Annotated in this window: 27 protein-coding genes; 6 read left to right on the top strand and 21 right to left on the bottom strand. The window is 58.3% G+C overall.

What is annotated here, in order from left to right; translation table 11 throughout:
* Positions 1-50 precede the first annotated feature (50 nt).
* Positions 51-1,367 carry a polyhydroxyalkanoate depolymerase gene (gene phaZ, locus ALP8811_RS08560; protein ID WP_108856696.1) on the bottom strand — a complete coding sequence of 439 codons (1,317 nt, stop codon included), beginning with the start codon at positions 1,365-1,367 and terminating at the stop codon, positions 51-53.
* A gap of 111 nt (positions 1,368-1,478) precedes the next feature.
* Here phaZ and ALP8811_RS08555 point away from each other — a divergent pair, with 111 nt between their 5' ends.
* The 3 genes from ALP8811_RS08555 (at position 1,479) to phaR (ending at position 4,616) form a co-directional block, all read left to right on the top strand.
* Entirely contained in the window at positions 1,479-3,284 is a 1,806-nt protein-coding gene (locus tag ALP8811_RS08555; protein WP_108856695.1) for a PHA/PHB synthase family protein, read from the top strand.
* Between the two features lie 152 nt (positions 3,285-3,436).
* Positions 3,437-3,880 carry a Phasin gene (locus ALP8811_RS08550; protein WP_108856694.1) on the top strand — a complete coding sequence of 148 codons (444 nt, stop codon included), beginning with the start codon at positions 3,437-3,439 and terminating at the stop codon, positions 3,878-3,880.
* Positions 3,881-4,055: 175 nt separating this feature from the next.
* A complete protein-coding gene (gene phaR / locus ALP8811_RS08545) occupies positions 4,056-4,616 on the top strand; it encodes a polyhydroxyalkanoate synthesis repressor PhaR (RefSeq protein WP_108856693.1) in 561 nt (186 codons plus the stop codon).
* A 76-nt stretch (positions 4,617-4,692) separates the two neighbouring features.
* Here phaR and lexA read toward each other — a convergent pair whose 3' ends face one another.
* From lexA to ALP8811_RS08515, 6 genes are all read right to left on the bottom strand, one after another.
* The gene (gene lexA / locus ALP8811_RS08540) at positions 4,693-5,391 is read right to left on the bottom strand and encodes a transcriptional repressor LexA (protein ID WP_108856692.1); all 699 of its coding nucleotides are present in this window, start codon (positions 5,389-5,391) and stop codon (positions 4,693-4,695) included.
* A 142-nt stretch (positions 5,392-5,533) separates the two neighbouring features.
* Positions 5,534-6,706, bottom strand: a complete 1,173-nt coding sequence (locus ALP8811_RS08535; protein WP_108856691.1) for a molybdopterin molybdotransferase MoeA — start codon at positions 6,704-6,706, stop codon at positions 5,534-5,536.
* Positions 6,706-7,200 (bottom strand): cyclic pyranopterin monophosphate synthase MoaC, encoded by a 495-nt coding sequence (gene moaC, locus ALP8811_RS08530; RefSeq protein WP_108856690.1) that lies wholly within the window; start codon positions 7,198-7,200, stop codon positions 6,706-6,708. The genes ALP8811_RS08535 and moaC overlap by 1 nt, the downstream gene beginning before the upstream one ends.
* A complete protein-coding gene (gene trpC / locus ALP8811_RS08525) occupies positions 7,197-7,997 on the bottom strand; it encodes an indole-3-glycerol phosphate synthase TrpC (RefSeq protein ID WP_108856689.1) in 801 nt (266 codons plus the stop codon). The genes moaC and trpC overlap by 4 nt, the downstream gene beginning before the upstream one ends.
* Positions 7,998-8,033: 36 nt before the next feature.
* Positions 8,034-9,050, bottom strand: a complete 1,017-nt coding sequence (gene trpD / locus ALP8811_RS08520; RefSeq protein WP_108856688.1) for an anthranilate phosphoribosyltransferase — start codon at positions 9,048-9,050, stop codon at positions 8,034-8,036.
* Positions 9,047-9,628 (bottom strand): anthranilate synthase component II, encoded by a 582-nt coding sequence (locus tag ALP8811_RS08515; RefSeq protein ID WP_108856687.1) that lies wholly within the window; start codon positions 9,626-9,628, stop codon positions 9,047-9,049. The genes trpD and ALP8811_RS08515 overlap by 4 nt, the downstream gene beginning before the upstream one ends.
* A gap of 130 nt (positions 9,629-9,758) precedes the next feature.
* On the opposite strand from ALP8811_RS08515, the gene ALP8811_RS08510 reads away from it, so the two are divergent.
* Positions 9,759-11,081 carry a divergent polysaccharide deacetylase family protein gene (locus ALP8811_RS08510; RefSeq protein WP_181363721.1) on the top strand — a complete coding sequence of 441 codons (1,323 nt, stop codon included), beginning with the start codon at positions 9,759-9,761 and terminating at the stop codon, positions 11,079-11,081.
* 2 nt (positions 11,082-11,083) lie between these two features.
* Here the strand turns inward: ALP8811_RS08510 and ALP8811_RS08505 are convergent, their stop codons facing one another.
* Positions 11,084-11,509, bottom strand: a complete 426-nt coding sequence (locus tag ALP8811_RS08505; RefSeq protein ID WP_108856685.1) for a cupin domain-containing protein — start codon at positions 11,507-11,509, stop codon at positions 11,084-11,086.
* 123 nt (positions 11,510-11,632) lie between these two features.
* Here ALP8811_RS08505 and ALP8811_RS08500 point away from each other — a divergent pair, with 123 nt between their 5' ends.
* Positions 11,633-11,959 carry a GYD domain-containing protein gene (locus ALP8811_RS08500; protein WP_108856684.1) on the top strand — a complete coding sequence of 109 codons (327 nt, stop codon included), beginning with the start codon at positions 11,633-11,635 and terminating at the stop codon, positions 11,957-11,959.
* Positions 11,960-12,004: 45 nt separating this feature from the next.
* On the opposite strand, the gene ALP8811_RS08495 is transcribed toward ALP8811_RS08500, so the two are convergent.
* The 6 genes from ALP8811_RS08495 to ALP8811_RS08470 all read right to left on the bottom strand — a co-directional run bounded on the left by ALP8811_RS08495 (position 12,005) and on the right by ALP8811_RS08470 (position 17,047).
* Entirely contained in the window at positions 12,005-12,772 is a 768-nt protein-coding gene (locus ALP8811_RS08495) for a hypothetical protein (RefSeq protein ID WP_108856683.1), read from the bottom strand.
* Positions 12,773-12,853: 81 nt separating this feature from the next.
* A complete protein-coding gene (locus ALP8811_RS08490) occupies positions 12,854-13,360 on the bottom strand; it encodes a GNAT family N-acetyltransferase (RefSeq protein WP_108856682.1) in 507 nt (168 codons plus the stop codon).
* 39 nt (positions 13,361-13,399) lie between these two features.
* Complete coding sequence (gene eno / locus ALP8811_RS08485; protein ID WP_108856681.1) at positions 13,400-14,674, bottom strand: phosphopyruvate hydratase; 1,275 nt, start codon at positions 14,672-14,674, stop codon at positions 13,400-13,402.
* 84 nt (positions 14,675-14,758) lie between these two features.
* Positions 14,759-15,631 carry a DMT family transporter gene (locus ALP8811_RS08480; protein ID WP_108857488.1) on the bottom strand — a complete coding sequence of 291 codons (873 nt, stop codon included), beginning with the start codon at positions 15,629-15,631 and terminating at the stop codon, positions 14,759-14,761.
* 102 nt (positions 15,632-15,733) lie between these two features.
* Positions 15,734-16,150, bottom strand: coding sequence for a Fur family transcriptional regulator (locus ALP8811_RS08475; protein ID WP_108856680.1), 417 nt, complete (start codon positions 16,148-16,150; stop codon positions 15,734-15,736).
* Between the two features lie 75 nt (positions 16,151-16,225).
* Positions 16,226-17,047 (bottom strand): oxidoreductase, encoded by an 822-nt coding sequence (locus tag ALP8811_RS08470; RefSeq protein ID WP_108856679.1) that lies wholly within the window; start codon positions 17,045-17,047, stop codon positions 16,226-16,228.
* 117 nt (positions 17,048-17,164) lie between these two features.
* On the opposite strand from ALP8811_RS08470, the gene ALP8811_RS08465 reads away from it, so the two are divergent.
* Entirely contained in the window at positions 17,165-17,827 is a 663-nt protein-coding gene (locus tag ALP8811_RS08465) for a TetR/AcrR family transcriptional regulator (RefSeq protein WP_181363720.1), read from the top strand.
* Here the strand turns inward: ALP8811_RS08465 and ALP8811_RS08460 are convergent.
* The 7 genes from ALP8811_RS08460 to ALP8811_RS08430 all read right to left on the bottom strand — a co-directional run bounded on the left by ALP8811_RS08460 (position 17,824) and on the right by ALP8811_RS08430 (position 24,145).
* Complete coding sequence (locus ALP8811_RS08460) at positions 17,824-18,660, bottom strand: PhzF family phenazine biosynthesis protein (RefSeq protein WP_108856677.1); 837 nt, start codon at positions 18,658-18,660, stop codon at positions 17,824-17,826. The genes ALP8811_RS08465 and ALP8811_RS08460 overlap by 4 nt on opposite strands.
* The gene (locus ALP8811_RS08455; RefSeq protein WP_108856676.1) at positions 18,660-19,922 is read right to left on the bottom strand and encodes a cation:proton antiporter; all 1,263 of its coding nucleotides are present in this window, start codon (positions 19,920-19,922) and stop codon (positions 18,660-18,662) included. The genes ALP8811_RS08460 and ALP8811_RS08455 overlap by 1 nt, the downstream gene beginning before the upstream one ends.
* A 91-nt stretch (positions 19,923-20,013) precedes the next feature.
* The gene (locus ALP8811_RS08450; RefSeq protein WP_108856675.1) at positions 20,014-20,697 is read right to left on the bottom strand and encodes an endonuclease/exonuclease/phosphatase family protein; all 684 of its coding nucleotides are present in this window, start codon (positions 20,695-20,697) and stop codon (positions 20,014-20,016) included.
* A gap of 24 nt (positions 20,698-20,721) precedes the next feature.
* Positions 20,722-21,168, bottom strand: coding sequence for a GNAT family N-acetyltransferase (locus ALP8811_RS08445; protein ID WP_108856674.1), 447 nt, complete (start codon positions 21,166-21,168; stop codon positions 20,722-20,724).
* Positions 21,165-22,103 carry a nucleoside hydrolase gene (locus ALP8811_RS08440; RefSeq protein ID WP_108856673.1) on the bottom strand — a complete coding sequence of 313 codons (939 nt, stop codon included), beginning with the start codon at positions 22,101-22,103 and terminating at the stop codon, positions 21,165-21,167. The genes ALP8811_RS08445 and ALP8811_RS08440 overlap by 4 nt, the downstream gene beginning before the upstream one ends.
* 9 nt (positions 22,104-22,112) lie before the next feature.
* The gene (gene xth, locus ALP8811_RS08435; RefSeq protein WP_108856672.1) at positions 22,113-22,892 is read right to left on the bottom strand and encodes an exodeoxyribonuclease III; all 780 of its coding nucleotides are present in this window, start codon (positions 22,890-22,892) and stop codon (positions 22,113-22,115) included.
* A gap of 62 nt (positions 22,893-22,954) precedes the next feature.
* The gene (locus ALP8811_RS08430; protein ID WP_108856671.1) at positions 22,955-24,145 is read right to left on the bottom strand and encodes a BaiN/RdsA family NAD(P)/FAD-dependent oxidoreductase; all 1,191 of its coding nucleotides are present in this window, start codon (positions 24,143-24,145) and stop codon (positions 22,955-22,957) included.
* Between the last annotated feature and the right edge of the window lie 134 nt (positions 24,146-24,279).

The raw sequence follows: 24,279 nt of genomic DNA, 5'->3' as shown, positions 1-24,279 counted from the left end.
CATGCCGACGGGCAGGCGCGTTTTTTAGTGTCTGAGCTGGCCGACGAGACTTAGCTAGCCGCTTTCTTTACGGCCTTCACAGCAACCGGTTTGCCTTTCTTGGCGGCCTTTCTCTTGGCAGCCTGAGCGGCATGGCGGCCGGCGTTCTGATCAATGAAGTCCAGAACCAGCGGGCGGATGTTGGTACGCCAGCTTTTGCCCGCGAAAATCCCGTAATGGCCTGCGCCTTCTTCGACATGGCTGGCCTTTTTGTCGTCCGACAGACCCGTCAACATGTCCAATGCAGCGATACACTGGCCGGGGGCAGTGATGTCGTCCTTGGTGCCCTCGACTGTTTTCACAGCAACATCGGTGATTTTGCCGATGTCGACACGATGGCCATCGACGATGAATTCGTTCTTCGCGATCTCACCGTTTTTGAAAAGACGCTCGACCGTGGACAGATAGAACTCAGCAGTCATGTCCATCACGGCCAGATATTCATCGTAGAAGCGGTTGTGTTTGTCGTGGTCCGACGCTTCACCTTTGGCTACACGCGTGATCTGATCCGCAAATGCTTTCGAGTGCGTCTCAGAATTCATCGACATGAAGCCTGCCAGTTGCAACAGTCCGGGATAGACCATGCGGCCTGCACCATCATATTTAAAGCCGACACGCTGGATCGCCATCTCTTCCAACTGGCCCATGGTCACGCGGCGACCAAAGTCGGTCACGTCGGTGGCGGCGGCATCCGGATTAATCGGGCCGCCAATCAGGGTCAGGGTCTGCGGCTGTGCTTCTGGGTCGATCTCGGCCAGATAGGCGGTGGCAGCCAGCGTCAGCGGAGCGGGCTGGCACACGGCCACAACGTTGATGTCCGGGCCAAGGTGGCGCATGAAATCAACAAGATAGAGGGTATAGTCTTCGACGTCGAACTTGCCTTCGCTAACCGGAATGTCACGGGCATTGTGCCAGTCGGTGACATAGACTTCGGCATCGGGCAGAAGGCTGGCAACGGTCGAATGCAGAAGCGTTGCATAGTGGCCCGACATGGGCGCGACCAGCATTACGCGTCGTGCTTTTTCAGGGCGGCCCAGAACTTTGAACTGGATCAGGTCGCCAAAGGGGCGCTCCACCAGCTTCTCGATCTGCACCACGTGGTCACGCCCGTCCTCGGCCACCACGCTAGTGATGCCCCAGTCAGGCTTTACAACCATTCGGTGAAAGCTGCGCTCGGTCACTTCGCCCCAAGCCGCCATTAATTGAAATACCGGGCTGGGGAACAGTGCGGTCGCTGGGTACGATCCCATTGCCGCGGCCGTGGCGCCAAGCCACTGATTCGTGTTCCGGATGGTCTCCATCAGGTCGTAGGTCGCCATGTAGCGCATGCGCAATCCCCTAATTAGCCTTTGCTTTTTTGTTTCTGCATTTGCATAGTCATTAACATATGCGGTTTTTAAAATGCTGCAACAGCGAAAGGATAGGGGGGAATTCGTGTTATGACAACTGATCAAAAGGAAACTTCGGCAGGTTTGGTGCCCGATACAAGCGAATTGGGGGCGAATCTCGCCAAGATTGAAGAGTTGTCCAGCCGCTTGGGCGAGATCATGTCACATCGAAAACCGGTGCGTCCCAGCCTTCAGGGCCCGGGGCAGGATTTCTATATGAAAGCCGCCAGTTCAATGTGGTCGGACATGATGGCCAACCCCGCCAAAATGATCGAACAGCAGGCTGCCTTTTGGGGCAAAACGCTGGAACATGCGGTCGAGGCTCAGGCCGCGCTTTTGTCGGCAGAGCTGAAGGTTCCTGAGGATCAAGGCCCCAAGGATCGCCGTTTTTCAAACCCCCTTTGGGAAACGCATCCCTACTTCAACTATCTGAAGCGACAGTATCAGATCACTTCGGGCGCATTGGCCGAAGCGTTGGAAGGTGTTGATGGGCTGGACGCTGACGAGCGCAAGCGCCTCGACTTCTTTACGCAGCAAGTGATCGACATGATGAGCCCAACCAACTTCTTGGGCACGAACCCTGATGCGATGGAGCGCGCGATCGAGACCAATGGTCAGTCGCTGGTCGATGGGCTGGAGAATCTTGTATCGGATCTGGAAGCCAATGATGGCGAGCTTCTGGTCAAGCTGGTCGACGAAAGTGCGTTCGAGGTTGGTGGCAACATCGCGACCACGCCCGGCGAAGTCGTATATCGAAATCGTATGATCGAATTGATTCAGTACGCGCCGACGACCGAAAAGGTTCACGCTCGGCCTCTGATCATCTTCCCGCCCTGGATCAACAAATTCTACATCATGGACCTGAAAGAGCAGAACAGCCTGATAAAATGGATTGTTGATCAGGGGTATACACTCTTTGTGGTCAGCTGGGTGAACCCGGATGCGACCTACAGCGATGTAGGGCTCGAGGACTATGTGGAAGACGGCTATATGGCTGCGATCCGTGAGGTGAAAGAGATCACCAACCAGCAGAAAGTGAATGTTGTCGGCTATTGTATTGCGGGCACCACACTGTCGCTGACATTGGCATTGATGAAGAAACGGGGGGACAAGTCGATCAACTCGGCCACCTTCTTCACGACTCTGACGGATTTTTCCGATCAGGGTGAGGTCGGCGTGTTTCTGAATGAAGACTTTGTCGACGGGATCGAAGAAGAAGTTAAAGAGCGTGGGTATCTGGACAGTTTCTTCATGTCGCGCACTTTCTCGTATCTTCGCCCCAATGACCTTATCTATGGCCCGGCGATCAACAGCTATATGCTGGGTAAAACGCCACCGGCCTTTGATTTGCTTTATTGGAATGGCGACAGCACCAACTTGCCGGCCAAGATGACTGTCGAATATCTGCGTGGGCTCTGCGTAGGGAATGAGTTTGCAGAGGGTGGTTTTGATCTGATGGGCGAAACCCTGTCCCTGTCGGATGTGGAAACGCCGATTTGCGCAATTGCCTGCGAGACCGACCACATTGCGGCTTGGAAGTCTTCTTACAGCGGCATGCGGCAGATGTCGGGCAAGGACAAAACCTTCATTCTGTCCGAAAGCGGCCATATCGCGGGGATCGTGAACCCGCCGTCCAAGAAGAAATACGGACACTATACCAATGACAATTGGATCGACGCGCCTGAAGACTGGCTGGAAGGCGCCAGCTTCCACGAAGGATCGTGGTGGGGCCGCTGGGATAAGTGGTTGGCGAAGAAATCCGGCAAAAAGGTCGACGCGCGAGAGCCCGGTGATTCGTCGCATAAGCCCCTCGCACCGGCACCTGGCACCTATGTAAAGGCCGTTCCTAAGGAGTGAAGCCGTCTAAGGGCTTGGAAATTCAACAACTTAAAGTGTTTTATGCTGCAGTGCAGAAAAAAGCTTGATTTGCTGCACTGCAGCATACATATTGGTTGCAGAAACAGAACGGCGCTTTCTCCCGGCGCCCCCGCTACTCTAGGAGCTTTAAGATGACCAAGACTCAAGACTTCAACAAAATGTTCCAGGACATGATGGCCAACTTCCCGATGGACATGTCGATCGCTCAGGACGCTTTCAAAAACCAGGCTGCCCTGGGTGAGAAAATGTCGAAAGTAGCCCTGCAGGCTGCTGACAAGTCGGCTGAGATCTCGACCAAGTGGACCAAAGAAACTCTGGCCAAAATTGGTGACGTTGCGACTGCTAAAGAAGAAGCAACCGACTACACCAAAGCCATGACCGACTTCGCTTCGGCTCAGGCTGAACTGGCTGCTGAAAACATGGCTGCTTTCGCTGAAGTTGCGAAAAAAGTTCAAGCTGAAACCGTTGAGCTGATGATGGCTGCCGGCAAAGAGATGGGCGAAGAAGCTCAGGCCGCTGTTAAAAAAGCCACCGACGAAGTGTCGAAGGCTGCCAAAAAAGCGACCGCTAAATAAGCTAGGATAAACGCCGGGATCCTCCTCCCATCCGGCAACTTCCTGAAGGACGGGTCATTGACCCGTCCTTTTCTTTTTTGGGTGATGTACAGAATTTGAGCAAATGTCTTGCCTTTACGCCCCGCGCTGTTAGGATTTTGCAGTGCAGAAAGCTAGTTTTCTGCGGGGAGGTAACATGAAGAAGTCTCAGGACGCTCTGCTGATCAAGCGTTATGCCAGCCGGCGGCTCTATAACACCGAAACGTCCGATTACGTAACTTTGGACGACATTGCGGGGTTCATCCGCGATGGGCGCGAGGTGCAGATCATCGACCTGAAATCTGGCGATGACCTGACACGTCAGTATTTACTGCAAATCATCGCTGAACATGAAAGCCGCGGCGAGAGTGTCTTGCCAGTGGATGTGCTGACCGATCTGGTTCGCTCTTACACCACGCAAGCCCAAAGCATTGTGCCGCAGTTTCTTGCAGCCAGCTTCGAGATGCTGCGCGACGGCCAGTCGAAGATGATGGAAAACTTAGGCACCATGGGGAACCCAATGGCGAATATGCCAGGTTTTGAAGCCATGCAAGCCCAGCAAGAAGCATTCATGAAAGCTATGATGGGCGGATTCCCCGGTGCGTCAGAAACTTCGCAGGAAAGCGAAGCAGACGAGAAAACCGGAGATGCGGACGAGCTGGACAAGATAAAGAAACAGTTGGTCGAGCTTCAGTCGAAACTATCCAAACTGAGCTAAGACACTGCGTCTTTGACCAAATGGAAAAGCCCGGTGCAGACCGGGCTTTCTTCGTTTCAAGGGTGGCGCTGAAGGCTTAATAAGTGCGGATCAATCCGACCAGCTTGCCCTGAACTTTTACTTGGCCTTCCGGCAGAAGGCGGGTTTCATAGGCGGGGTTTGCAGCCTCAAGCGCGATCATGTCGCCGTTCTTGCGGAAGCGTTTCAGCGTCGCTTCGTAGCCATCAACCTGTGCCACCACGATGTCACCATTATCGGCCTGACTGGTTTCGCGGATTACAACAACGTCGCCATTGTTGATGCCCGCGTCGATCATCGAATCGCCTTTGACTTCAAGCGCATAGTGACGCCCGCCTGCGCCCAGCATGGCACCGGGCACGGACACATGCTGTGCCCCATCGGTGATCGCTTCGATCGGCGTACCCGCAGCGATCCGACCCAGAAGCGGAAGGTCATTTACACCAAGCGCATCCAGCGGCATCGCAGTGTTAGGGGTGCTTTCAGGGCGGCCGCCTTCGACGACGCGCGGTTCGAATCCGGCGCGGCCGGAATTCTCCATGGTTTCAGGCAACTTCACGATCTCGATCGCGCGTGCGCGGTGCGCCAAACGACGGATGAACCCACGTTCTTCAAGCGCTGTGATTAGACGGTGGATGCCGGACTTGGATCGCAGGTCCAGCGCCTCTTTCATTTCATCAAACGAGGGCGAAACCCCGTCCTTCTGCATCCGTCTATGGATAAATTCCAGAAGTTCCAACTGCTTGCGGGTCAGCATCTGCGTTCCTCCGTCCTCGTTCATGGGGCGAAAGGATCAATATTCGACCTTCAGCCCGAGGCCCTCGTCGCGGGGCGTTCAAGGTATGTTCTACCCATGTTCCCTTTTTGTGTCAAGCTCGTCGACCGAATGCACTGAAGCGTCAGATGGGAAGGTATTCAACCTGTACACCTGCCGCCAACGCAGGCGCCGTGACAGGGCGTACAAGAAGCGCATTAGCCTGCGCCAACACACTGAGAAGCGCGCTGTCCTGGCTGTCAAATACGGTCAGTTCGCCATTTTCGACCCGTGCACGCATATAATGTTCACGCGGACCATTCGAGGCGACATCTGCTGTAAGCATGGCAGAGCGACGCGGCGCTGCGGCTTCGCCAAGTCCAAGCATGGCGCGCAGGGCAGGGACAAGGAACACGTGACCACAAACCATTGAAGACACGGGGTTTCCGGGCAGGCCGATCATCACGGCGTCCCCCATCCGGCCAGCCATCAAGGGCTTTCCGGGGCGCATCAGCACTTTGTAAAAACTCTGATCCATTCCCATGTCTGCGGCCACATCCCCGACGATGTCGTGATCCCCAACCGAGGCGCCGCCGATGGTTACGATCAGATCAGCGTCCGCCGCCAAATCCAGCGCCGCGCGCAGGCTGTCAGCATTGTCGCGGGCGATGGGCAACATGCGCGCGTGGCCTCCGTTCGCCTCGATCAGGGCTTTCAGACCGAAACTGTTGGACGCGATGATCTGATCCGGGCCCGGAGTCTCGCCGGGCATGACAAGTTCGTCCCCAGTGGCCAAAAGCGCCACAACTGGCCTACGGGCAACAGTCAGGGTGGGCACGTTCATCGCCGCAGCAAGTGCGAGATCAGCGGGGGTCAGTACGCGGGGCGCGGGGATTGTGTCGCCGGGTTTGAAATCGGCACCTGCCGGGCGCACATGCGGACCTTTGTCCAGCTTGCGGGCCAACGTGATCAGATTGCCCTTGCGGGTCACATCTTCCTGAATGATGACGCGATTTGTGCCTTCGGGCAGGGGCGCGCCGGTAAAGATGCGCACGCATTCGCCGGGGCCGACGCGGCCATCGAACCCGTGACCTGCAGCACTTTCACCAATCACGCGGAACATCGCTTCGGGGTCGGCCTCAACCCCATTCAGTGCGTATCCATCCATTGCAGACGCGGCAAAGGGCGGTTGCAGACGGGTAGCGGTGACGGGGACGGCAAGGGCACGGCCAGCGGCCTCGGCCAGCGGCACCTCTTCGGTTCCACAAGGCGTGACCAGATCAAAGATTGCGTCCAACGCCTCGTTCACCGTGATCATTAGCTTGCCCCAGTATCTGCCGTGTATATTCCTGATTTCCCGCCTTCTTTTCGCAAAAGGCGAATGCCCGTGATTTCCATGCCCTTTTCAGCGGCTTTGAGCATGTCATAGACGGTCAAGCAGGCGACGGACACGGCGGTCAGGGCTTCCATTTCCACGCCGGTTTGGCCACCGGTTTTGACCGTAGCGGTGATGCGTACACCCGGCAGGTCAGGCTGCGGCTCAAGCTCTAACGCGACCTTGGTGATCGGCAGCGGATGGCAGAGCGGGATCAGGTCCGAGGTCTTCTTGGCCCCCATGATCCCGGCCAGACGCGCAATGCCCAGAACGTCACCCTTCTTGGCGGCACCCGAGGTGACAAGTGCCAAGGTCTCAGCCGTCATGCGTACGAAGCCCTCGGCCAATGCCACGCGGTCTGTTACGGCTTTGTCCGAGACATCGACCATATGGGCCTGTCCATCGGCGTCGAAATGGGTCAGAGGGCTATCGTTCATGCGGGTACCGGATTGGCAAGAATGGCGCGGGTTGCGGCTTCGACGTCATCCTGACGCATCAGGCTTTCGCCGATCAAGAAGCTGCGTGCACCATGTTCGGCCATGTCGGCCAGATCTTGTGGCGTGAAAAGGCCGCTTTCGCAGACCAGATGACGTTCAGCTCCGGCCAGTTTCGACAGGCGGCGGGTGGTGTCGAGCGAGGTCTCGAAGGTTTTCAGATTGCGGTTGTTCACGCCCAGAAGCGGGGACTTCAGGATCGTGGCGCGTTCCAGTTCCTCTTCGTCATGCACTTCGACCAGAACATCCATACCCCAGGAAAAGGCTGCGTCTTCAAGTTCTTGCGCCTGAGTGTCTTCAACCGAGGCCATGATGATCAGGATGCAGTCGGCACCCAGCGCACGGGCTTCGGCGACCTGATAGGTGTCGTACATGAAATCCTTGCGCAGGGCAGGAAGCGACACGGCAGCGCGCGCGGCCACAAGGAACTCGTCCGCGCCTTGGAAGGATGGCGTGTCGGTCAGAACCGACAGGCAAGATGCCCCGCCAGCTTCATAGGCCTTGGCGATTGCAGGCGGGTTGAAATCGGCGCGGATCAGACCCTTGGACGGGCTGGCCTTTTTCACCTCGGCAATCAAGCCATAGCCGTTTTCGGCGTCTTTCATCAGCGATTGTGCAAAGCCCCTTGTGGGGGATGCGTCGCGGGCGGCGGCCTCGACTTCGGACAGGGGGCGGGCGGCTTTGCACGCGGCCACGTGTTCAAGTTTGTAGGCTTTGATTTTATCTAGAACGGTGCTCATGGGCTTGGTCTAAATCCTTGAGGAAGCAGGGGCAAGTCAGGCAGCTGAAGTTAGCGCAGCCAATGCCTCGATCTTGGCCTTCGCAGCACCGCTATCGATGCTCTCGGCCGCCATCTCGACGCCAGATTTCAGATCTCCGACCTTGTCGGCAACAACCAGAGCCGCAGCGGCGTTGAACAGAACCGCATCGCGATAGGCTGACGCTTCGCCATCCAGCAGGGCGCGGAAGGCCACGGCGTTCTCGGCAGGCTCGCCGCCAAGGATCGAGGCCAGCGGATGCACCGGCAATCCAGCATCTTCCGGGTGGATTTCGCGGGCGTGGATCTTGCCGTCTTCCAACGCCGCAACCGAGGTCGCCCCGGTGATCGAGATCTCGTCCATCCCGTCTGCGCCGTGCACCAGCCACGCTTTCTCGGACCCGAGCGCTTGCAGGGTTTCGGCCATTGGGAAGATCAGATCGGCGGCAAAAGCACCGGTTAACTGGCGTTTGGCGCCCGCGGGGTTGGTCAGCGGACCCAGAATGTTGAAAATCGTCTTGCAGCCCATTTCCTGACGCACTGGCATCACGTGTTTCATTGCAGGGTGATGCATCGGGGCCATCATGAAGCCGATCCCGACCTCGTTGATCGCGCGTTCGGCCACATCGGCGCCGACCATCACGTTCACGCCCATTTCAGTCAGCGCATCTGCTGCGCCCGACTTGGACGACAGGTTGCGGTTGCCGTGTTTGGCGACAGTCACCCCAGCACCTGCAACGACAAAGGCCGTCGCGGTCGAAATGTTCAGCGTTCCCATGCCGTCGCCACCTGTGCCGACGATGTCCATTGCACCCTCGGGTGCGTTCACCTTTGCGCATTTCGCACGCATGACGGCGGCAGCGGCAGAATACTCCGCCACACTTTCCCCGCGTGCCCGCATGGCGGCCAGAAGCGCACCGATTTGCGCAGGCGTGGCGCGGCCCTCGAACAATTCTTCAAACGCAGCTTCGGCCTGAGCGCGTGACAGTGGACCTTCGGTGGCCGCGTAAATCAGAGGTTTCATCGCGTCGCTCATGCCGCCACCTTTGTTTTCTTCAGGAAATTCTCGATCATCGCGTGGCCGTGTTCCGACCGGATGCTTTCGGGGTGGAACTGTACGCCTTCGATCTCAAGCTCTTTGTGGCGCAGGCCCATGATTAGACCATTGTCCAACTCGGCTGTGATCTCAAGGCAATCGGGCAGGGTGTCACGATCCACCACCAGCGAGTGATAGCGCGTCGCCTGAAGCGGCGAGGGCAGCCCCTCGAACACGCCTTTGCCTTCGTGACGTACCGTGCCCATCTTGCCATGCACGATTTCGGGCGCACGCACGACATCACCTCCGAACGCTTCACCAATGGTCTGATGGCCAAGGCAGACACCAAACAGCGGCACCTTTGCCTCGGCGGCGGCCATGGTCAGAGGCAGGCAAATCCCAGCCTGAGCCGGATCGCAGGGGCCGGGGGATAGGACGATCCCGTCCGCGCCCATGCCCATCGCTTCCTGCACATTCAGCGCATCGTTGCGACGCACGACCACATCGGCCCCAAGCTCGCCGAAATAGTGGACGAGGTTGTAGGTAAAGCTGTCATAGTTATCGATCAGCAGGATCATGTCGCGGCCTTTCGCCAAAGTTGTATCAGAAGGGGTTACGTAAAGCCCTTGTCGGGCTATACATGGTCCAGGCATGCGCCGAGGGTCAAGAGCGGCGCGGGATCAATCGAGTATTCAGGGGGTAAAAGCCATGGCAAAAGGCTTCCTTACAGGTGTAATTTGCGGCGGTTTCGTATCTGCAGTCGGGTTGGCCCTTGTGTCGCCAATGCTGCCGCCCATCCAGATGGCTGCGGCACCGATCGCCCCGGTCGAGGCTCCGCCCCCCAATGAAGAACCCGTTACCGAGGGATCGCAGGCTGAAAATGGCGCGACCGAAACGGATAAAGCACCGGTTTCGGATGCGGTAGAAGAGGCCGCCGTTGAGGATAATACGGCGCAGGCGGATCAATCTACCGAGACAGCTGCCGCGCCAATGACAAGCGCTGACGACAATTCGGAAAGTGCAGAAGCGGTTCAGACCGAAGATTCGGCAAGTGACAATCAGGACGCGGCGACCACCGAAGGTCTAGAACAACCGCAGCCTGAGCCTGACACACCTGAGGCCGAAATCACCGAACCTAACGCCAGCGAACCTGACACCGCTGCTCCCGAGGTGACCACCGAGCAGCAAAACGGTTTGGGAACGGCTGTCGCCCCCCTTGAAGACCAAGCCAACGGCGTGACCACCAACCGTTTGCCCAGCATCGGCTCTACAGCCCCAGAAACAGAGAATTCTGTGTCAGATGAAGGTGTACCTTCCCCTGAGGCTGGAGTCCTTCGGGTCGACCTTTCGTCCTCACCGCTAGCGATCGAGCGTAATTCGGTACCCGTTCCTGATACCAAAGGGCGTCCCCTTATGGCGGTCGTTTTGAAAGATATGGGACCAGAGCGTACCCAGCTGGAAGGTATCGAAAAGCTGCCCTTCCCGGTCAGTATTGTGCTGGATGTAACGGCCCCCGATTTGGACGACGCCATTGCGTTCTACCGAGGCGCGGGCGCCGAGCTGGTGATGCAAGCCGATCTGCCATCCGCAGCCACCCCGACAGATGCCGAGGTGAACCTGCAGGTGCAGCAGGCCAAATTGAACATGGGCGTCGCCGTCTATATGGCGCCTGACAGCGGCTTTCAGACCAACGCGCCCCTGTCGCGTCAGATCTCGGAAATCCTTGTGGCATCTGGGCATGGGCTGATCACACGGCCTGAGGGGCTGAATACAGGCCACAAGAATGCGCTGAAAACGGGTGTGCCGTCTGCATTGGTGTTCCGTGATTTGGATGGAAACGGGCAGGACAACAAAGTGATCCGTCGTTTCCTGGACAACGCCGCATTCAAGGCTGATCAGGAAGAGGGCGTTATTCTGATGGGACGCGCTGTGCCGCAGACCGTGGCCGCCTTGGTCGAGTGGAGCCTTGGAAACCGCGTCAGCTCGGTCGCAATGGTGCCGGTATCGGCCGTGCTTTTGGGCGGCTCGTAAGCTTAGGCTCGGGGGATATCGAACTCGGGCGCAGCCAGCGTGAAGCCTTCAAACCGGAACCCCGGAGATACGGTGCAACTGACCAGCGTGTACGCTCCGGTCGAGCGTGCCGATTGCCAATGATCCTTGGGCACGATGATCTGCGGCATCTGCCCCGCCGCAAGATCAGGTCCAAGCACGTGATCCGTGGCAGGGCCGTTATCCGTCTCGGCCATGGACAGCACCAAGGGTGCGCCCGCGTGATACAGCCAGATCTCGGTTGCATCGACCCGGTGCCAATGACTGTGTTCGCCTTCTTTCAGTAGGAAATAGATGCAGGTGCCGCTTGGGCGGCCATTGCTGTCCGTGTCTACCCACGTCTGCCGATAGTACCCGCCCTCGGGATGGGGGGCGAGATCTAGGTGCTGAATGATCTGGTCCGGGGTCATAGGAAAAAGTGTATAGCCTTTTGATGTATACGCGCGAGTCTGAATGCGTGGTAAGATTTCGTATCTTCACGAGTGCCGAGGCAAGGCAGGGACCTATCATCCATTTCCAATCAGGAGGTTGATATGTCTTTTTATATGTTCAAAGGCCGTTACAGCACGGATAGTCTGCGTGCGCTTGTTGATACCCCGCAAGATCGCGAAGCCGCTGCCGGCGCGATGATGGACAACATGGGGGCCAAGCTACATCACCTGTTTTTCTGTTTCGGAGACGATGATGTCGTGGCGTTGATCGAGGCGCCAGATGACGAAACCATGGCGGCCTGCGCCTTGGTGGTTGGGGCGTCGGGCATGATGGCCGGTGGGTCCACGACCAAGCTGATGACCAGCAAAGATGCGATGAAAGCGATGGAGGCCGCCAGCAAAGGGCGCGCCAGTTATCAGACTGTGTGAGGTTGAACCTAGGCTGGGCGGGGCGGCACGATGCGGTCCCGCCCATCACATGCTGTGGCGCAGTTCGGTGATGGATTTGCCCAATCGGAATGGGGCCGCGAAACTAACCATGCACAGGGCGATCACCTGCCAGATCAGGATGCCAGAATGCTGTTGCAGGTATTCCCATTCGTCTTTCAAAGCGCCGACCTCGGTCACCAGATCCTCATAGGCGCGGGCCAGCACATAGAAGTCGCCGACCACTTCGGGGCGTGTCGGGGTAAGTGCGGTGGCGGCGAGCTTGGTCTTGTCATCTGTGGCCGCAAACACCAGAAACCGCGAGATGTCGAATGCGTCGGCTTGGCTGCGCATTTCCTGCATCTCGGCGTCGCGCTCGGCAAGACGTTCTCCGAACAGAAAGCTCAAGCCCGCAAGGGGCGCGACAGACTGCGTGATTTCGATAAACAGGGGAAGATCGGCATTGGTGGCGGTCGAGGCCGACAGGAACTCGATCTTTTCGCAAAGGGTGATCAGGTCTGGATCCGTTGCCCCCTCGCAGTATCGCAACCGAAACCGGGCGGCATCCCCATCAAAGGCCCGCGTGACCGCATAGGCCACGTCAATCTGACGGTCCAACCGCGAGCTGTCGGTCGTATAGAGCCCGGCGATAATCGCGATTAGCGCACCGATCCCACCCAGCAGAACCCAGACCAGATCTGCCAGCTTCCACGCCGTATGCCCCGGCGGTTTGCGAAACAGAAACAGCGTTCCGACTGCACCGATCCCGAAGAGCAGCAGCATGAAGTGAACTTGGTATTGCGCGATAGAGGCCATGCCCGAAGTTTAGGCGCTGATCGGCGTGGGGCAACCGGGATGACGAAGTTGTCATCGGGGGTATTTGAAGCTGCGCAGTGGCTAAAGATTCATCTCAAAGAACAGAAGGTGCCCCTCGGCGATCTCGGGCACCGGTTGATAGGGGGCGCGAAGCTTGAATCCCATCGACTGATAAAGCTTTTGTGCCGATCGAAGCGGCTTAGATGTGTCCATCAGGATGCGTGCATATCCGGCTTGACGGGCTTGCGTGATCAAGGCGTCCATCAACGCGTAACCTGCACCTGTTCCACGCGCGGTCTCACTTACATAAACGCGTTTGATTTCGGCCGTGTCGGGGGACAGACCATGATACATGCCGCACCCGGCCGGCTGTCCGTCTTTAATCGCAAGCCGAAGCGCGCCTGCGGGGGCTGCGTGCTCAACTTCCAGATTGTCGACAATATTTTGATATTTTTCTGTGGGATAGATTGTGTCGACCAGCGTCGCATCGAACGAGCTGAGAGCGCGAAGAAAGGCGTGGTATTCCCAACAAAGACGCCGGACCGCATCAAGCTGGCCCGGCGTTTCTGGTTCTATGATTGTCAGCATGTCAGGCTCCCTTAGAGGGAAGCCTAGCACGTTTCGGCATTACTTTAGAATGCTGCGCCCTGCATATTCAGCGGTCGCGCCCAGGCTTTCCTCGATGCGGATCAGCTGGTTGTATTTCGCCAACCGGTCCGAACGTGCCAGCGAGCCGGTTTTGATCTGGCCGCAGTTGGTGGCAACAGCGAGGTCAGCAATGGTGGCATCCTCGGTCTCGCCCGAGCGGTGCGACATGACGTTGGTCATGCGCGCGCGGTGGGCCATGTCGACGGCTTTCAGCGTTTCCGACAGCGACCCGATCTGGTTCACTTTCACCAGCATCGAGTTGGCAGCGCCTTTTTCGATGCCCATCGCCAGACGGGCCGGGTTGGTCACGAACAGGTCGTCGCCAACCAGCTGAACCTTGTCGCCGATTGCTTTGGTCAGGGCGACCCAGCCGTCCCAATCGTCTTCGTCCATGCCGTCTTCGATCGAGATGATCGGATAGTCGTCACACAGCGCTTTCAGGTAGTCGGCGTTCTCTTCCGATGTCAGCGATTTGCCTTCGCCAGCCAGAACGTATTTGCCGTCCTTGTAATATTCAGTCGCGGCGCAATCGAGGGCCAGATAGATGTCTTCGCCCGGTGTGTAGCCTGCTTTCTTGATCGAGCTCATGATGAAGTCCAGCGCTGCGCGGGTCGAGCCGATGTTGGGGGCAAAACCACCTTCATCACCGATGCCAGTGGACAGGCCAGCTGCGGTCAGTTCTTTCTTCAGGGTGTGGAACACCTCGGCGCCCATGCGCACGGCTTCGCGGATGTTTTCCGCAGCCACTGGCATGATCATGAATTCCTGAATGTCGATCGGGTTGTCGGCATGCTCGCCGCCATTGATGATGTTCATCATCGGCACCGGCAGAACGCGGGCCGAGGCGCCGCCTACATAGCGATACAGCGGCAGGGCCGAGGCATCTGCAGCGGCTTTGGCAACGGCCAGAGATACGCCCAGAATGGCGTTGGCGCCAAGGCGGCCTTTGTTGGGGGTGCCGTCCAGCTCGATCATGGCAGCATCGATGGCTTCCTGCTCGGTCGCGTCGAAGCCAACTAGCATGTCCGCAATCTCGCCATTCACGGCTTCAACAGCTTCCAGAACGCCTTTACCCATGTAACGCGCCTTGTCGCCATCGCGCTTTTCAACGGCTTCGTGGGCACCAGTTGATGCGCCCGAGGGCACAGCGGCGCGGCCCAGCGTGCCGTCTTCCAAGATCACGTCCACCTCGACGGTGGGATTGCCGCGGCTGTCCAGAATTTCACGGGCGAGAATGTCGATGATGGTGCTCATGTTAGCGCTCCCAATAAGAAGAAAACTTCAGTTGAGGCGTCTTTAGCGCGTTCCGCGCGGCACGACAACAGGGCAGGTGAATTGTTAGCGCACGCGGGCCTGTCGTTCGCGCAGGAACATGTAAATTCCGGTGCCAATGACGATGGCCGCGCCCAGATAGGTCCAGCTGTCAGGACGCTCTGCAAAGATCAGCACGCCAAGGATCATCGAGAAGATCAGCCGCATATAGCGAAACGGCATGATGATCGAGGTTTCTGCGATCCGCATCGCTTGCACGATGGCATAGTATCCCGACACGCCGCAGATGATTGCACCCAGCATGATCAGCCACTCGACACCGTGCGGCATCACGAAGGGATCATTGATCGGGGCCAGAATGATCCCCGCCGGAATGACCGACGCAAAGCCATAGAAGGCAACGCTCATCGATGGGATCGACGCGTCCATCTGCCGGGTCAGCAGATCGCGTACAGCAATGGTGATCACCGCGCCCAAGGGCAGAAGGGCGGCCAATTGGAACGTGTCGCTGCCGGGGCGGATGATGATCAAGACGCCGATGAAACCAAACCCAATGGCGCTCCAACGTCGCCAGCCGACCTGTTCGCCCAGAAACAGAGCAGCCCCTGCGGTGATCGCCAGTGGCGTGGCCTGAAACACGGCCGCGACGGTCGACAGCGGCACCAGCGACAGGGCGGTGATAAAGAACATGGCGGCAACGGCCTCAGACGCATTGCGCCACAGCATGATCGGTGATCGCATGTCGCGATGGACAAGCGGTGCCAGCGTGCCGCGTTGCATATACGTCATGGCGCCAAAGGCAATCATCCCGCCCAATCCCAGAAAGATCAGGACTTCGGACACGGGAATGCCGCGCGACATCGACTTGATGAACGCGTCTTCGCAAGCAAAAGCTGCCATGGAAAAAGTTACGAAGATGATGCCGCGAATGTTTTGCATTGTTTGGTCCGTCTGCACAGTCAGGCGACAGAACCCGATTTGAAGAATTGCGGCAAGTGGGATTTCGATGATGAAACGGATCACCAGAAGTGATGGACGGCGTCAGTCTTTCTTGCGCACGCCGTAAAGCTCCAGACGATGACCCTTCAGCTCGTACCCCAGCTTGGCGGCGATTTTTTCTTGAAGGGCTTCGATCTCGGGGTCGAGGAACTCGATCACTTCGCCGGTGGACAGGTCGATCAAGTGGTCGTGATGGTCACGATCCGCACTTTCATAGCGCGCACGGCCATCGCCGAACTCGTTCTTGACCAGAATGCCTGCTTCTTCAAACAGCTTCACAGTACGATACACCGTCGCCAGTGAAATCCGGTTGTCCACGGCAGACGCGCGGGCGTGAAGCTCTTCCACATCCGGGTGGTCGTGATGGGCGTCTTCCAGCACACGCGCAATCACGCGGCGCTGATCGGTCATGCGCAGCCCCATATCTTCACAACGTTTCAAAATGGATGCGCCTGACATTTGCCCCTCGGTTCTGATTTGCCTGCCCCTTATGCCGTGAAAATTCGGGTAGGCAAAGGGGGTAGGGTGAGCGTGTTAGCGGATCGCGGTCTTCATCATCCAGTCGAACGCCCGATGGGGCAGGATCCGGCGCATCAGAGGCAGAAGGTATCCGAATTTGCCCGCGCGATAGATGGTGCGCGGTTTGGCATCCTCGATCCCGCGCCGGATCGCGTCGGAAATCACTTTGGGATGCGACCCTTTCAACGAAGGCGATGGATTCTGTGCGGCATTGATCATCTTCGCAACTAAATCCGCATAAGGACCGTTGCCCGAGTTTCGGGTGATCTCTTCCCCCAGCACATCGCCAAAGCCGGTGTCGATGATCCCGGGGGCGACCAGCACCATATAGATACCCCTGTCTTCGACCTCGAGCCGCATCGTGCTCGTGAAGCCCTCGACGAAAAATTTGGTGCCGTGATACCAGGCACCCATAGGCGTGTGGACGGTGCCCCCAATGGACGAAATGTTGATGATCCGACCGCTGCCCTGTTCACGCATGCCGGGCAGAACCAGCTGGGTCATGCGCGCCAGACCAAAAATGTTGGTGTCAACTTGCTTGCGGGCGACCTCCATCGAGATGTCTTCGACCGCGCCATAAAGCCCGTAACCTGCGTTGTTGACCAGCACGTCGATCCGGCCCTCGATTTCAAGCACATGGGTAACGGCGGCCTGCATGGAGGCATCGACCGTCACGTCCAGTGAAAGCGCGTGGCCACCGGCCGCTGTGATCTCGGACATGGCGTTCACCCGACGTGCGCCGCCATAGACGGTGTAACCTGCCGCCAAAAGATCCAGCGCAGTCTGTTTGCCGATACCCGAGGATGCACCGGTAATCAGGACAACTTTCTTTTTCATGCTATTTGCCTTTCACTGGGCAGAAGGGATAACTGATTAAGTGACTGATGGTCAGTTAAGTCAATGACCAGCGGAAGCTATCAAGGGGAAGGCGGCGTTGCTGTCGCGAGTGGGGTTATGGCACTGGAAGAAAAGGCAAAACGCGCCCGGTCCGAGGATCAGAAGGCCGAACGGCAAGCCGCGATTCTGGCTGCCGCACGGGAGATCATCGACGAATCAGGCTTTGATGGTGTGACGATGAGCGCCTTGGCAAAGCGCGCGGGGCTCGCCAAGGGGACGTTGTATCTCTACGTGCGCTCGAAAGAAGAGCTGTTCCTGCTTTTGTTCATCGAAGCGATGGAAAAGGTGGTGGAGCAGTTCAAAACAGGTGCGAAACCCGGCGACAGCGCTGCGCAACTGGCGCATCTGTTGACCGTGAATGCCCAGACTACACCTCTTTTCTTGCCGCTATTCGCGCGGCTGGTCGCTGTGATCGAAGCCAATGTTGCGGATGAGCCTCTGTTTGTCGCCAAACGCAGGCTGCTTGCCTTGGGGCACGACTGGGCCACGCATCTGGCGATGGTCATCGGGATCGGAGCCGAGCAGGTCGACACGCTGGCGCGCACGATCATGATGGCGATGCTGGGGGCTGCACAGTTCGACATCTCGGCGCAGCGCGACCCGGAAGGGTTGCCCGACGACATGCGTGAAGCATTCGCAGCCTACGCCTTTGCGCCCAGTTTCGAACCCTCGGTGCGGTTGATCCTAGAAGCTGTGATGATCCCGCCCAAGCAGGGCTAAAGGATCAGTTTACCCGACATGATGCGCACGGCAGATCCAGCAACGGTGACGCGCCCCGGTTCCGCCTGCAAATGGATTTGCGACGGGCGGCCCATATCATAGCCTTGATGAACGGTCAGGCTTTGATCTTCTTCGCGGTCCGCACAGAGAAGTGCCGCCAAGGGCGCGGCTGCGGACCCGGTGGCCGGGTCTTCCGGAATGCCATCCAAGGGCGCGAACATGCGGGCATGGATGGTGCCGTCGGTGTCTTCAACCCACGCATAAACAGCGAAGTCGTGATTGCCGGGGAACAGTTTGGTTCCTTCGCGCATGGCGTCGATGTTGGGCGACAGTTTGGACAGGGTTTCGCGGCTGTCCAACTGCGCATAGACGAAATCCCCACCAAGCGAGGCGATCTCGGGCTGGGTCACGATCAGATCCGGCGTGCAGCCAATGGCACGGGCGACCAGGTCGATTCCGGGTTTACCTTTGCGCTCCAACGGCACCTCGGTCACGAAACGGGCCTGTCCTGCCGCGGCGTGGGCGGGCAGGGGGCCGACGCCCAGCTCCAGCACCATGTCGGGGCCATACCCCATCTCGGCCAGCATCACAGTGGTGCCAATGGTCGGGTGCCCCGCGAAGGGTAGCTCGCGATTGGGGGTGAAAATGCGGATGCGGGCCGTGTGCGCCGGATCCTCGGGCGGCAGGACAAAGGTGGTTTCCGAGAAGTTGAACTCGCGCGCGATGACCTGCATCTGCGCGTCTGTCAGCCCCTCGGCCTCTGGGATTACGGCCAGTTGGTTGCCGCCAAAGGGCGTGTCGGTGAACACATCATAGACAGCATAGTCACGCATCACATCAGCTCCGGTTCGCGGCCGATCCGTTTCGCCATCGGCGCAACGGTCAGCCCTTGCACGATGATCGAGAAGATCACGACGATATAAGTCGCAGTCAGGATCAGAGGTTTCCATTCACTGTCGGGCAGAGACAGAGCCAGCGCAACGGAAATCCCGCCTTTCAGCCCGCCCCAAGTCATGATCGGGATCACCCCGCGTGAGAAGCTGCGGAAGGGTTTCAGAAGCAGCACAGGGACGGCCACGGCGGTCAGGCGCGCGACAAGCGCCAGCGCGATGGCCATGGTGCCCGCCATGACTGCGTCCATGGTGAAGGCAACGGCGAAGACCTCGAACCCGATCATCAGGAAGAGGACGGCATTCAGAATCTCGTCAATCAACTTCCAGAAGGCGTCGACATAGTTGCGGGTCTCTTCGCTCATCCCGTGTTTTGCGCCGACGTCACCGATCAGAAGACCCGCACAGACGGCCATGATCGGGGCCGAGAAATGCAAGGCAACCGCCAGTTCATAGCCACCGAAGGCAAGGCCCAGAGTCAGCAGAACCTCAAGCGAATAGTCGTCGATCTGGCGCATGATGCGGAAGGTCAGCCAGCCAAGGGCCACACCCAGAACGGCGCCGCCAACCGCTTCCTGCAGGAACAGCATGACCGCGCCCATCGCAGCGCTTTCCTCGTGCCCGCCACCGTGGCTACCGTGATGTGGAAAGGCCAATCCGACCAGTACAAGGAAGACCACGTACCCTACGCCGTCGTTGAACAGGCTTTCCCCCGCGATCTTGGTTTCCAGCGACTTTTGTAGGTTCGCCTCACGCAGAACACCAAGAACAGCTACGGGATCGGTAGGGGTGATCAGCGACCCGAACACCAATGCGATCAGGATCGGCATGCCGGTGATCCAGCTGAAGCCCACGCCGACCACGACGGTCGACAGGGCGACCCCCATCGTGGCCATCAGAAAGACCAACCGCCATTGTTCGCGCAAGTCCGAGATTTTTACGTGCAGAGCGCCTGCAAACAGCAAAAGCCCCAGCATGCCTTCCAGCAGCGCGTCCGAGAAGTCGATGCTGGTGACTTGCGTGCGCACCTGATCGGCAACGCCCAGTCCGGGCGCCACAAGATCCAGCAGCAGAATTGCCACCGAAGCCGCCAGAGACACCACAAGGATCCCGATGGCCGATGGTAGTTTCAGGAATAGATAGTTGATGGCGCCAAAAAGGCCGGCCAAAACAATCAAAAGAGATGCAATTTGCAGAAAAGTCATTGTCGGTCCTGTGTGATCCGTAAATCGTGCTTGAGCGCCTCTTAGCACGTGGGCAGGCGCAGACAAACATCGGAAATTGCGACGGATTTACTCAGTCCGTGATCCGCAGCTTTGCCCAGACCGGCAGGTGGTCCGACGCAATGCGCGCCAGTTTGGACTGGTCCACGCCCGCATCACGCAACTCGACGCCCTCTGACGTCGCGATCCGGTCCAGCGCCGCCATCGGGCGCGAGGCGTGGTAAGACCGGCCGGGGGAATGGATGTCGAAATGCACTTCGAGCGGTTCGAAGCCGCGTCGGGGGGACCATTCATTGAAGTCGCCAAGGATGACAGTCGGCAACTCTATATGGTCGAAATGCCCCGCAAGCGCACGCATTTGCTGATGCCGGTAGGGGCGCAGTAGGCCCAGATGGGTGCCGATCACCTGCATCTTGCCTTCGATCCCGACAGACACGGCACCGCGCGGCTCCAGCCCCGGCAGTTCGACCGTGCGAGCGTCATGAAAGGTCAGCCCCTTGCGCACCAGCACCGCGTTCCCGTGGCTGCCAAGGGACAACCCATTGGTGGCAAAGGGGACGGGGATAAAATCCGTCTCTTCCTCGATCATTTTGAAGGGAAGGGCCGAGGGGCGGGGACCAAGGCGGCGGTCAGCCTCTTGCAACACCAACACATCCGCATCCAGATCGTTCAGCACGTTCAGAATGCGATGCGGATCACGTCTGCGGTCCAGCCCAATGGCTTTGCGCATGTTGTAGGTGGCGATTTTCAGGTCCATAGCAGTGCGGCCCGCGCGGGCATATCAAAAGAGATGTGTCATCAAATGATAGCGGTTACGCGACTGAAAGCCCATGCGTTCATAAAGCGCACGTACGCGCTCGTTGTCAGAGTCGACCTCAAGGTTCATCGCTTTCACGCCTTGATCGGACAAGGCGCGCGACAGTGCGGCCAGTGCTTCCGAGCCCATACCGCGTCCGCGCACCCGATTGCGCACATAGATCTCGTCCAGAAAGCAATCGATGCCTCCGAACTCGATCGACCAACCGAAGCTGACGGCGACATAGCCCACAGGGGCCACACGTGGGCCGATCATCCAAATCGCCCCATGGGGTGAGCCTTCCAAAAGTGGGGTCAGAGCGCCGCGCCGCGTCTCGTCATTCTGTTCAATGCCTGCTTCGGCATGGAACCCGGCCACAAGGGGCAGAAGTCGATCAAGGTCGTCCGTTGTGGCAAGGCGCAGGCTGCTCATAATCGGGCAATCCTTTTGGTCAGAAGGTCAAAAAATCCATCCGCATCAAGGTCGCCGATGAAGGTGGCATTGGGGGGGAGATCAGTAACGCCCCACCAGTCTGCAACGGTCATGCCCATGGTCAGCTCGGACTGGGTTTCGATCTGCACATTGATGTGCCGGCCTGTGAATAGGTCCGACCGGATCAGATAGGCGATGACGGTCGGATCATGCAAAGGCGCACCTTCCGAGCCGTATTTGTGGATGTCGAAGCGCTCGAAGAAATCCGTCATCTCGGCCACCGCATGGCCGACGTCTCCGGGCAGGGCACGGAAGGCGTCATTGCGCGGTTTGGTGACCAGCGCTTTATGGGTGACATCGAGCGGCATCACGACAAGATGAACGCCGGATTGAAAAACAATATCAGCAGCTTGCGGATCGACATAAATGTTAAATTCCGCCGTGGGGGTGACGTTGCCAACCTCGAAATAAGCGCCGCCCATCAGGACGATCTCTTGCACATGCTCGACAATGTCGGGTGCGCGTTCAAAGGCGGTGGCGATGTTGGTCAAAGGTCCAAGCGGGCAAAGCGTGACGGTGCCTGAGGGCTCTGTGCGCAGAGTTTCGATGATGAAATCGACCGCGTGCTGATCCTGAAGTGGCATGGTGGGATCTGGCAGAACCGGCCCGTCCAGACCTGTTTTCCCGTGTACATACTCGGCAGTCACCAAGTCTCGGCGCAAAGGGCGGTCACAGCCTGCGAAGACACGTGTTTCAGGTTTCCCAGCCAGTTCACACACGATGCGCGCGTTCTTCTGTGTAAGGTCCAGCGGCACGTTGCCTGCCACAGCGGTAATGCCCAGAACTTCGACATCTTCGGGACTGGCCAGAGCCAAGAGGATGGCGACCGCGTCGTCCTGACCTGGGTCAGTGTCAATAATGATCTTGCGTGTCATTCCAAACCCTTACGCGGCAAGCTTTACCCAAATCGGGACATGGTCCGAGGGCTTCTCACGTCCGCGCACTTCCTTGTCGATCTGGCAGTCTTCCAGCAGGTCCGCACATTCTGGGGACAGCAGGAAATGGTCGATGCGAATGCCGTCATTGCGTTGCCAAGACCCGCGCTGGAAGTCCCAAAACGAGTATTGTTCCGGAGCCTGATTGCGGGCGCGAAACGCCTCGGTCAGGCCAAGGTTCAGGATCTTGCGCCATGCATCACGGCTTTCAGGGCGATAAAGCGCATCTTCCGTCCAATCCTGCGGGCGCGCTGCGTCTTCGGCTTGTGGGATGATGTTGTAGTCACCTGCCATCAAGAAGGGCATTTCTTCGGCCAGCAGTTCCTCGGCACGGGCGCGTAGACGCTCCATCCACGCCAGTTTGTAATCGTATTTCGGACCGGGCACGGGGTTGCCGTTGGGCAGGTACAGCCCGCATATCCGCACGGCCTGATCGCCCACCACGGTCGCCTCGATATAGCGGGCCTGTTCGTCTTCATCGTCACCGGGCAGGCCGCGCGTTACATCCTCAAGCGGTAGCTTGGACAGAAGCGCCACACCGTTAAAGCTTTTCTGCCCGTGTGTTTCCACATTATATCCTTTGTCTTCAAAGGCTTCACGGGGGAAGTTCTCGTCAATGGACTTGATTTCTTGCAAGATCGCCACGTCGGGCTGCGCCTCGTCCAGCCAGTCCATCAAAGCGGGCAAACGGGCCTTGATGCCATTGATGTTGAAGCTGGCGATTTTCATGAGGCTCTCCTGTTGTTGGCGGTACTGTGGGGGCAAATGAGGGTCGGCGCAAGCGGTGCGGGTCAGCCTTCGGCGATATGCCGCCCGGCAGCGTGCGCGCTGGCCCAAGCCCATTGGAAATTGAAACCGCCTAGCCAGCCGGTGACGTCGACGCATTCCCCGATGAAGTAGAGACCGGGGATGGTTTTCGACATCATGGACTTGCTGTCCAGCCCGTCGGTCGAAACCCCACCAAGCGTAACCTCGGCCGTGCGATAGCCTTCGGTGCCAGACGGTATGACTTCCCAGTCAGACAATTGCCCCAGCAACGCATCCAGCGCCTTGTCCGATTGATCTGCCAGCCTCTCGGTTAGGTCGAAACGCCCCGCCCACTCTGTGGTAAGATGTTCAACCAAGCGCCCGGGTAGGTGGCGGGACAATTCGGTCGACAGCTGACGCCGTCCTTCCGATTGGCGCTGAGCGCGCAGGATTTCCCGCAGATCAAGCCCATGGATCAGGTCGATATGCACGGCCTCGCCGGGTTGCCAATAGGACGAGATTTGCAGGATCGACGGGCCGGACAAGCCGCGATGGGTGAACAGCATCGCTTCTTCAAAGCTGGCGCGGTCGTTCCAGACGCGCACAGGCAGGGAGACGCCTGAGATAGACGCAAAACGCCCATCCGGGAAGGTGAAGGGCACAAGCCCCGCGTTTGTCTCGATGATCTTGTGCCCGAATTGCCGTGCAACATCATAGGCAAACCCTGTGGCACCCATCTTGGGGATCGACTTGCCGCCTGTCGAAATGACAAGGTTTTGGCAGGTAAACGAACCCTTCGAGGTGTCTAGTCGGAAACCGTCTTCGATCTGCGTGACCGCATTCACCGCGGTCTCCATCGACATCTCCGCCCCGGCCTGCGCCAGGCGGGTCGTCAGCATCTCGACAATCTGGGTGGACTTCCCGTCGCAAAAAAGCTGCCCCAGCGTTTTCTCGTGCCACGCGATACCCGCCTGATCGACCAGTTCGACAAAATCCCATTGGCTGAAACGGGCCAACGCGGATTTGTGGAAATGCGGGTTTTGCCCCACGAAATTCTTTGGCTCGGCATACATGTTGGTGAAGTTACAGCGCCCGCCACCCGAGATGCGGATCTTCTCGCCGGGTTTCTTGGCGTGGTCAATGACCAGCGTGGCACCCGCCTTGGCCGCATAGGGGGCGGCAAACAGCCCCGCCGCGCCTGCGCCAATGATGATCGTATGCCAATGCGTCTTCATGCGCGCCTCGTAGCGTGTTCGTGGGGTGGGGGGAAGAAAAATGCGCGGGGCAGCGGTTTTCTTCGGAAGCAGTCAGAAATTGTTAACCGAGATCCATCAAGTTTGACGCAAATCTGACGTTTCACAGGAAGGAA

The organism is Aliiroseovarius pelagivivens (genome assembly GCF_900302485.1).
GTDB lineage: Bacteria > Pseudomonadota > Alphaproteobacteria > Rhodobacterales > Rhodobacteraceae > Aliiroseovarius > Aliiroseovarius pelagivivens.
Note: the sequence above shows the minus strand (reverse complement) of the source record. Positions and strands in the feature narration are given on the sequence as shown.

Excerpts from the sequence above, each read along its gene's own strand:
- ALP8811_RS08475 (WP_108856680.1), bottom strand. The coding sequence starts at position 16,150 with ATGTCAGGCGCATCCATTTTGAAACGTTGTGAAGATATGGGGCTGCGC.
- xth (WP_108856672.1), bottom strand. The coding sequence starts at position 22,892 with ATGAAAATCGCCAGCTTCAACATCAATGGCATCAAGGCCCGTTTGCCC.
- ALP8811_RS08460 (WP_108856677.1), bottom strand. The coding sequence starts at position 18,660 with ATGCGTGACTATGCTGTCTATGATGTGTTCACCGACACGCCCTTTGGC.
- ALP8811_RS08455 (WP_108856676.1), bottom strand. The coding sequence starts at position 19,922 with ATGACTTTTCTGCAAATTGCATCTCTTTTGATTGTTTTGGCCGGCCTT.
- ALP8811_RS08480 (WP_108857488.1), bottom strand. The coding sequence starts at position 15,631 with ATGCAAAACATTCGCGGCATCATCTTCGTAACTTTTTCCATGGCAGCT.
- ALP8811_RS08555 (WP_108856695.1), top strand. The coding sequence starts at position 1,479 with ATGACAACTGATCAAAAGGAAACTTCGGCAGGTTTGGTGCCCGATACA.
- ALP8811_RS08505 (WP_108856685.1), bottom strand. The coding sequence starts at position 11,509 with ATGACCCCGGACCAGATCATTCAGCACCTAGATCTCGCCCCCCATCCC.
- ALP8811_RS08510 (WP_181363721.1), top strand. The coding sequence starts at position 9,759 with ATGGCAAAAGGCTTCCTTACAGGTGTAATTTGCGGCGGTTTCGTATCT.
- ALP8811_RS08515 (WP_108856687.1), bottom strand. The coding sequence starts at position 9,628 with ATGATCCTGCTGATCGATAACTATGACAGCTTTACCTACAACCTCGTC.
- ALP8811_RS08535 (WP_108856691.1), bottom strand. The coding sequence starts at position 6,706 with ATGATCACGGTGAACGAGGCGTTGGACGCAATCTTTGATCTGGTCACG.
- lexA (WP_108856692.1), bottom strand. The coding sequence starts at position 5,391 with ATGCTGACCCGCAAGCAGTTGGAACTTCTGGAATTTATCCATAGACGG.
- ALP8811_RS08490 (WP_108856682.1), bottom strand. The coding sequence starts at position 13,360 with ATGCTGACAATCATAGAACCAGAAACGCCGGGCCAGCTTGATGCGGTC.
- ALP8811_RS08440 (WP_108856673.1), bottom strand. The coding sequence starts at position 22,103 with ATGACACGCAAGATCATTATTGACACTGACCCAGGTCAGGACGACGCG.
- phaR (WP_108856693.1), top strand. The coding sequence starts at position 4,056 with ATGAAGAAGTCTCAGGACGCTCTGCTGATCAAGCGTTATGCCAGCCGG.
- ALP8811_RS08450 (WP_108856675.1), bottom strand. The coding sequence starts at position 20,697 with ATGGACCTGAAAATCGCCACCTACAACATGCGCAAAGCCATTGGGCTG.
- moaC (WP_108856690.1), bottom strand. The coding sequence starts at position 7,200 with ATGAACGATAGCCCTCTGACCCATTTCGACGCCGATGGACAGGCCCAT.
- ALP8811_RS08500 (WP_108856684.1), top strand. The coding sequence starts at position 11,633 with ATGTCTTTTTATATGTTCAAAGGCCGTTACAGCACGGATAGTCTGCGT.
- eno (WP_108856681.1), bottom strand. The coding sequence starts at position 14,674 with ATGAGCACCATCATCGACATTCTCGCCCGTGAAATTCTGGACAGCCGC.
- ALP8811_RS08495 (WP_108856683.1), bottom strand. The coding sequence starts at position 12,772 with ATGGCCTCTATCGCGCAATACCAAGTTCACTTCATGCTGCTGCTCTTC.
- ALP8811_RS08445 (WP_108856674.1), bottom strand. The coding sequence starts at position 21,168 with ATGAGCAGCCTGCGCCTTGCCACAACGGACGACCTTGATCGACTTCTG.
- ALP8811_RS08465 (WP_181363720.1), top strand. The coding sequence starts at position 17,165 with ATGGCACTGGAAGAAAAGGCAAAACGCGCCCGGTCCGAGGATCAGAAG.
- ALP8811_RS08470 (WP_108856679.1), bottom strand. The coding sequence starts at position 17,047 with ATGAAAAAGAAAGTTGTCCTGATTACCGGTGCATCCTCGGGTATCGGC.
- trpC (WP_108856689.1), bottom strand. The coding sequence starts at position 7,997 with ATGAGCACCGTTCTAGATAAAATCAAAGCCTACAAACTTGAACACGTG.
- ALP8811_RS08550 (WP_108856694.1), top strand. The coding sequence starts at position 3,437 with ATGACCAAGACTCAAGACTTCAACAAAATGTTCCAGGACATGATGGCC.
- phaZ (WP_108856696.1), bottom strand. The coding sequence starts at position 1,367 with ATGCGCTACATGGCGACCTACGACCTGATGGAGACCATCCGGAACACG.
- trpD (WP_108856688.1), bottom strand. The coding sequence starts at position 9,050 with ATGAGCGACGCGATGAAACCTCTGATTTACGCGGCCACCGAAGGTCCA.
- ALP8811_RS08430 (WP_108856671.1), bottom strand. The coding sequence starts at position 24,145 with ATGAAGACGCATTGGCATACGATCATCATTGGCGCAGGCGCGGCGGGG.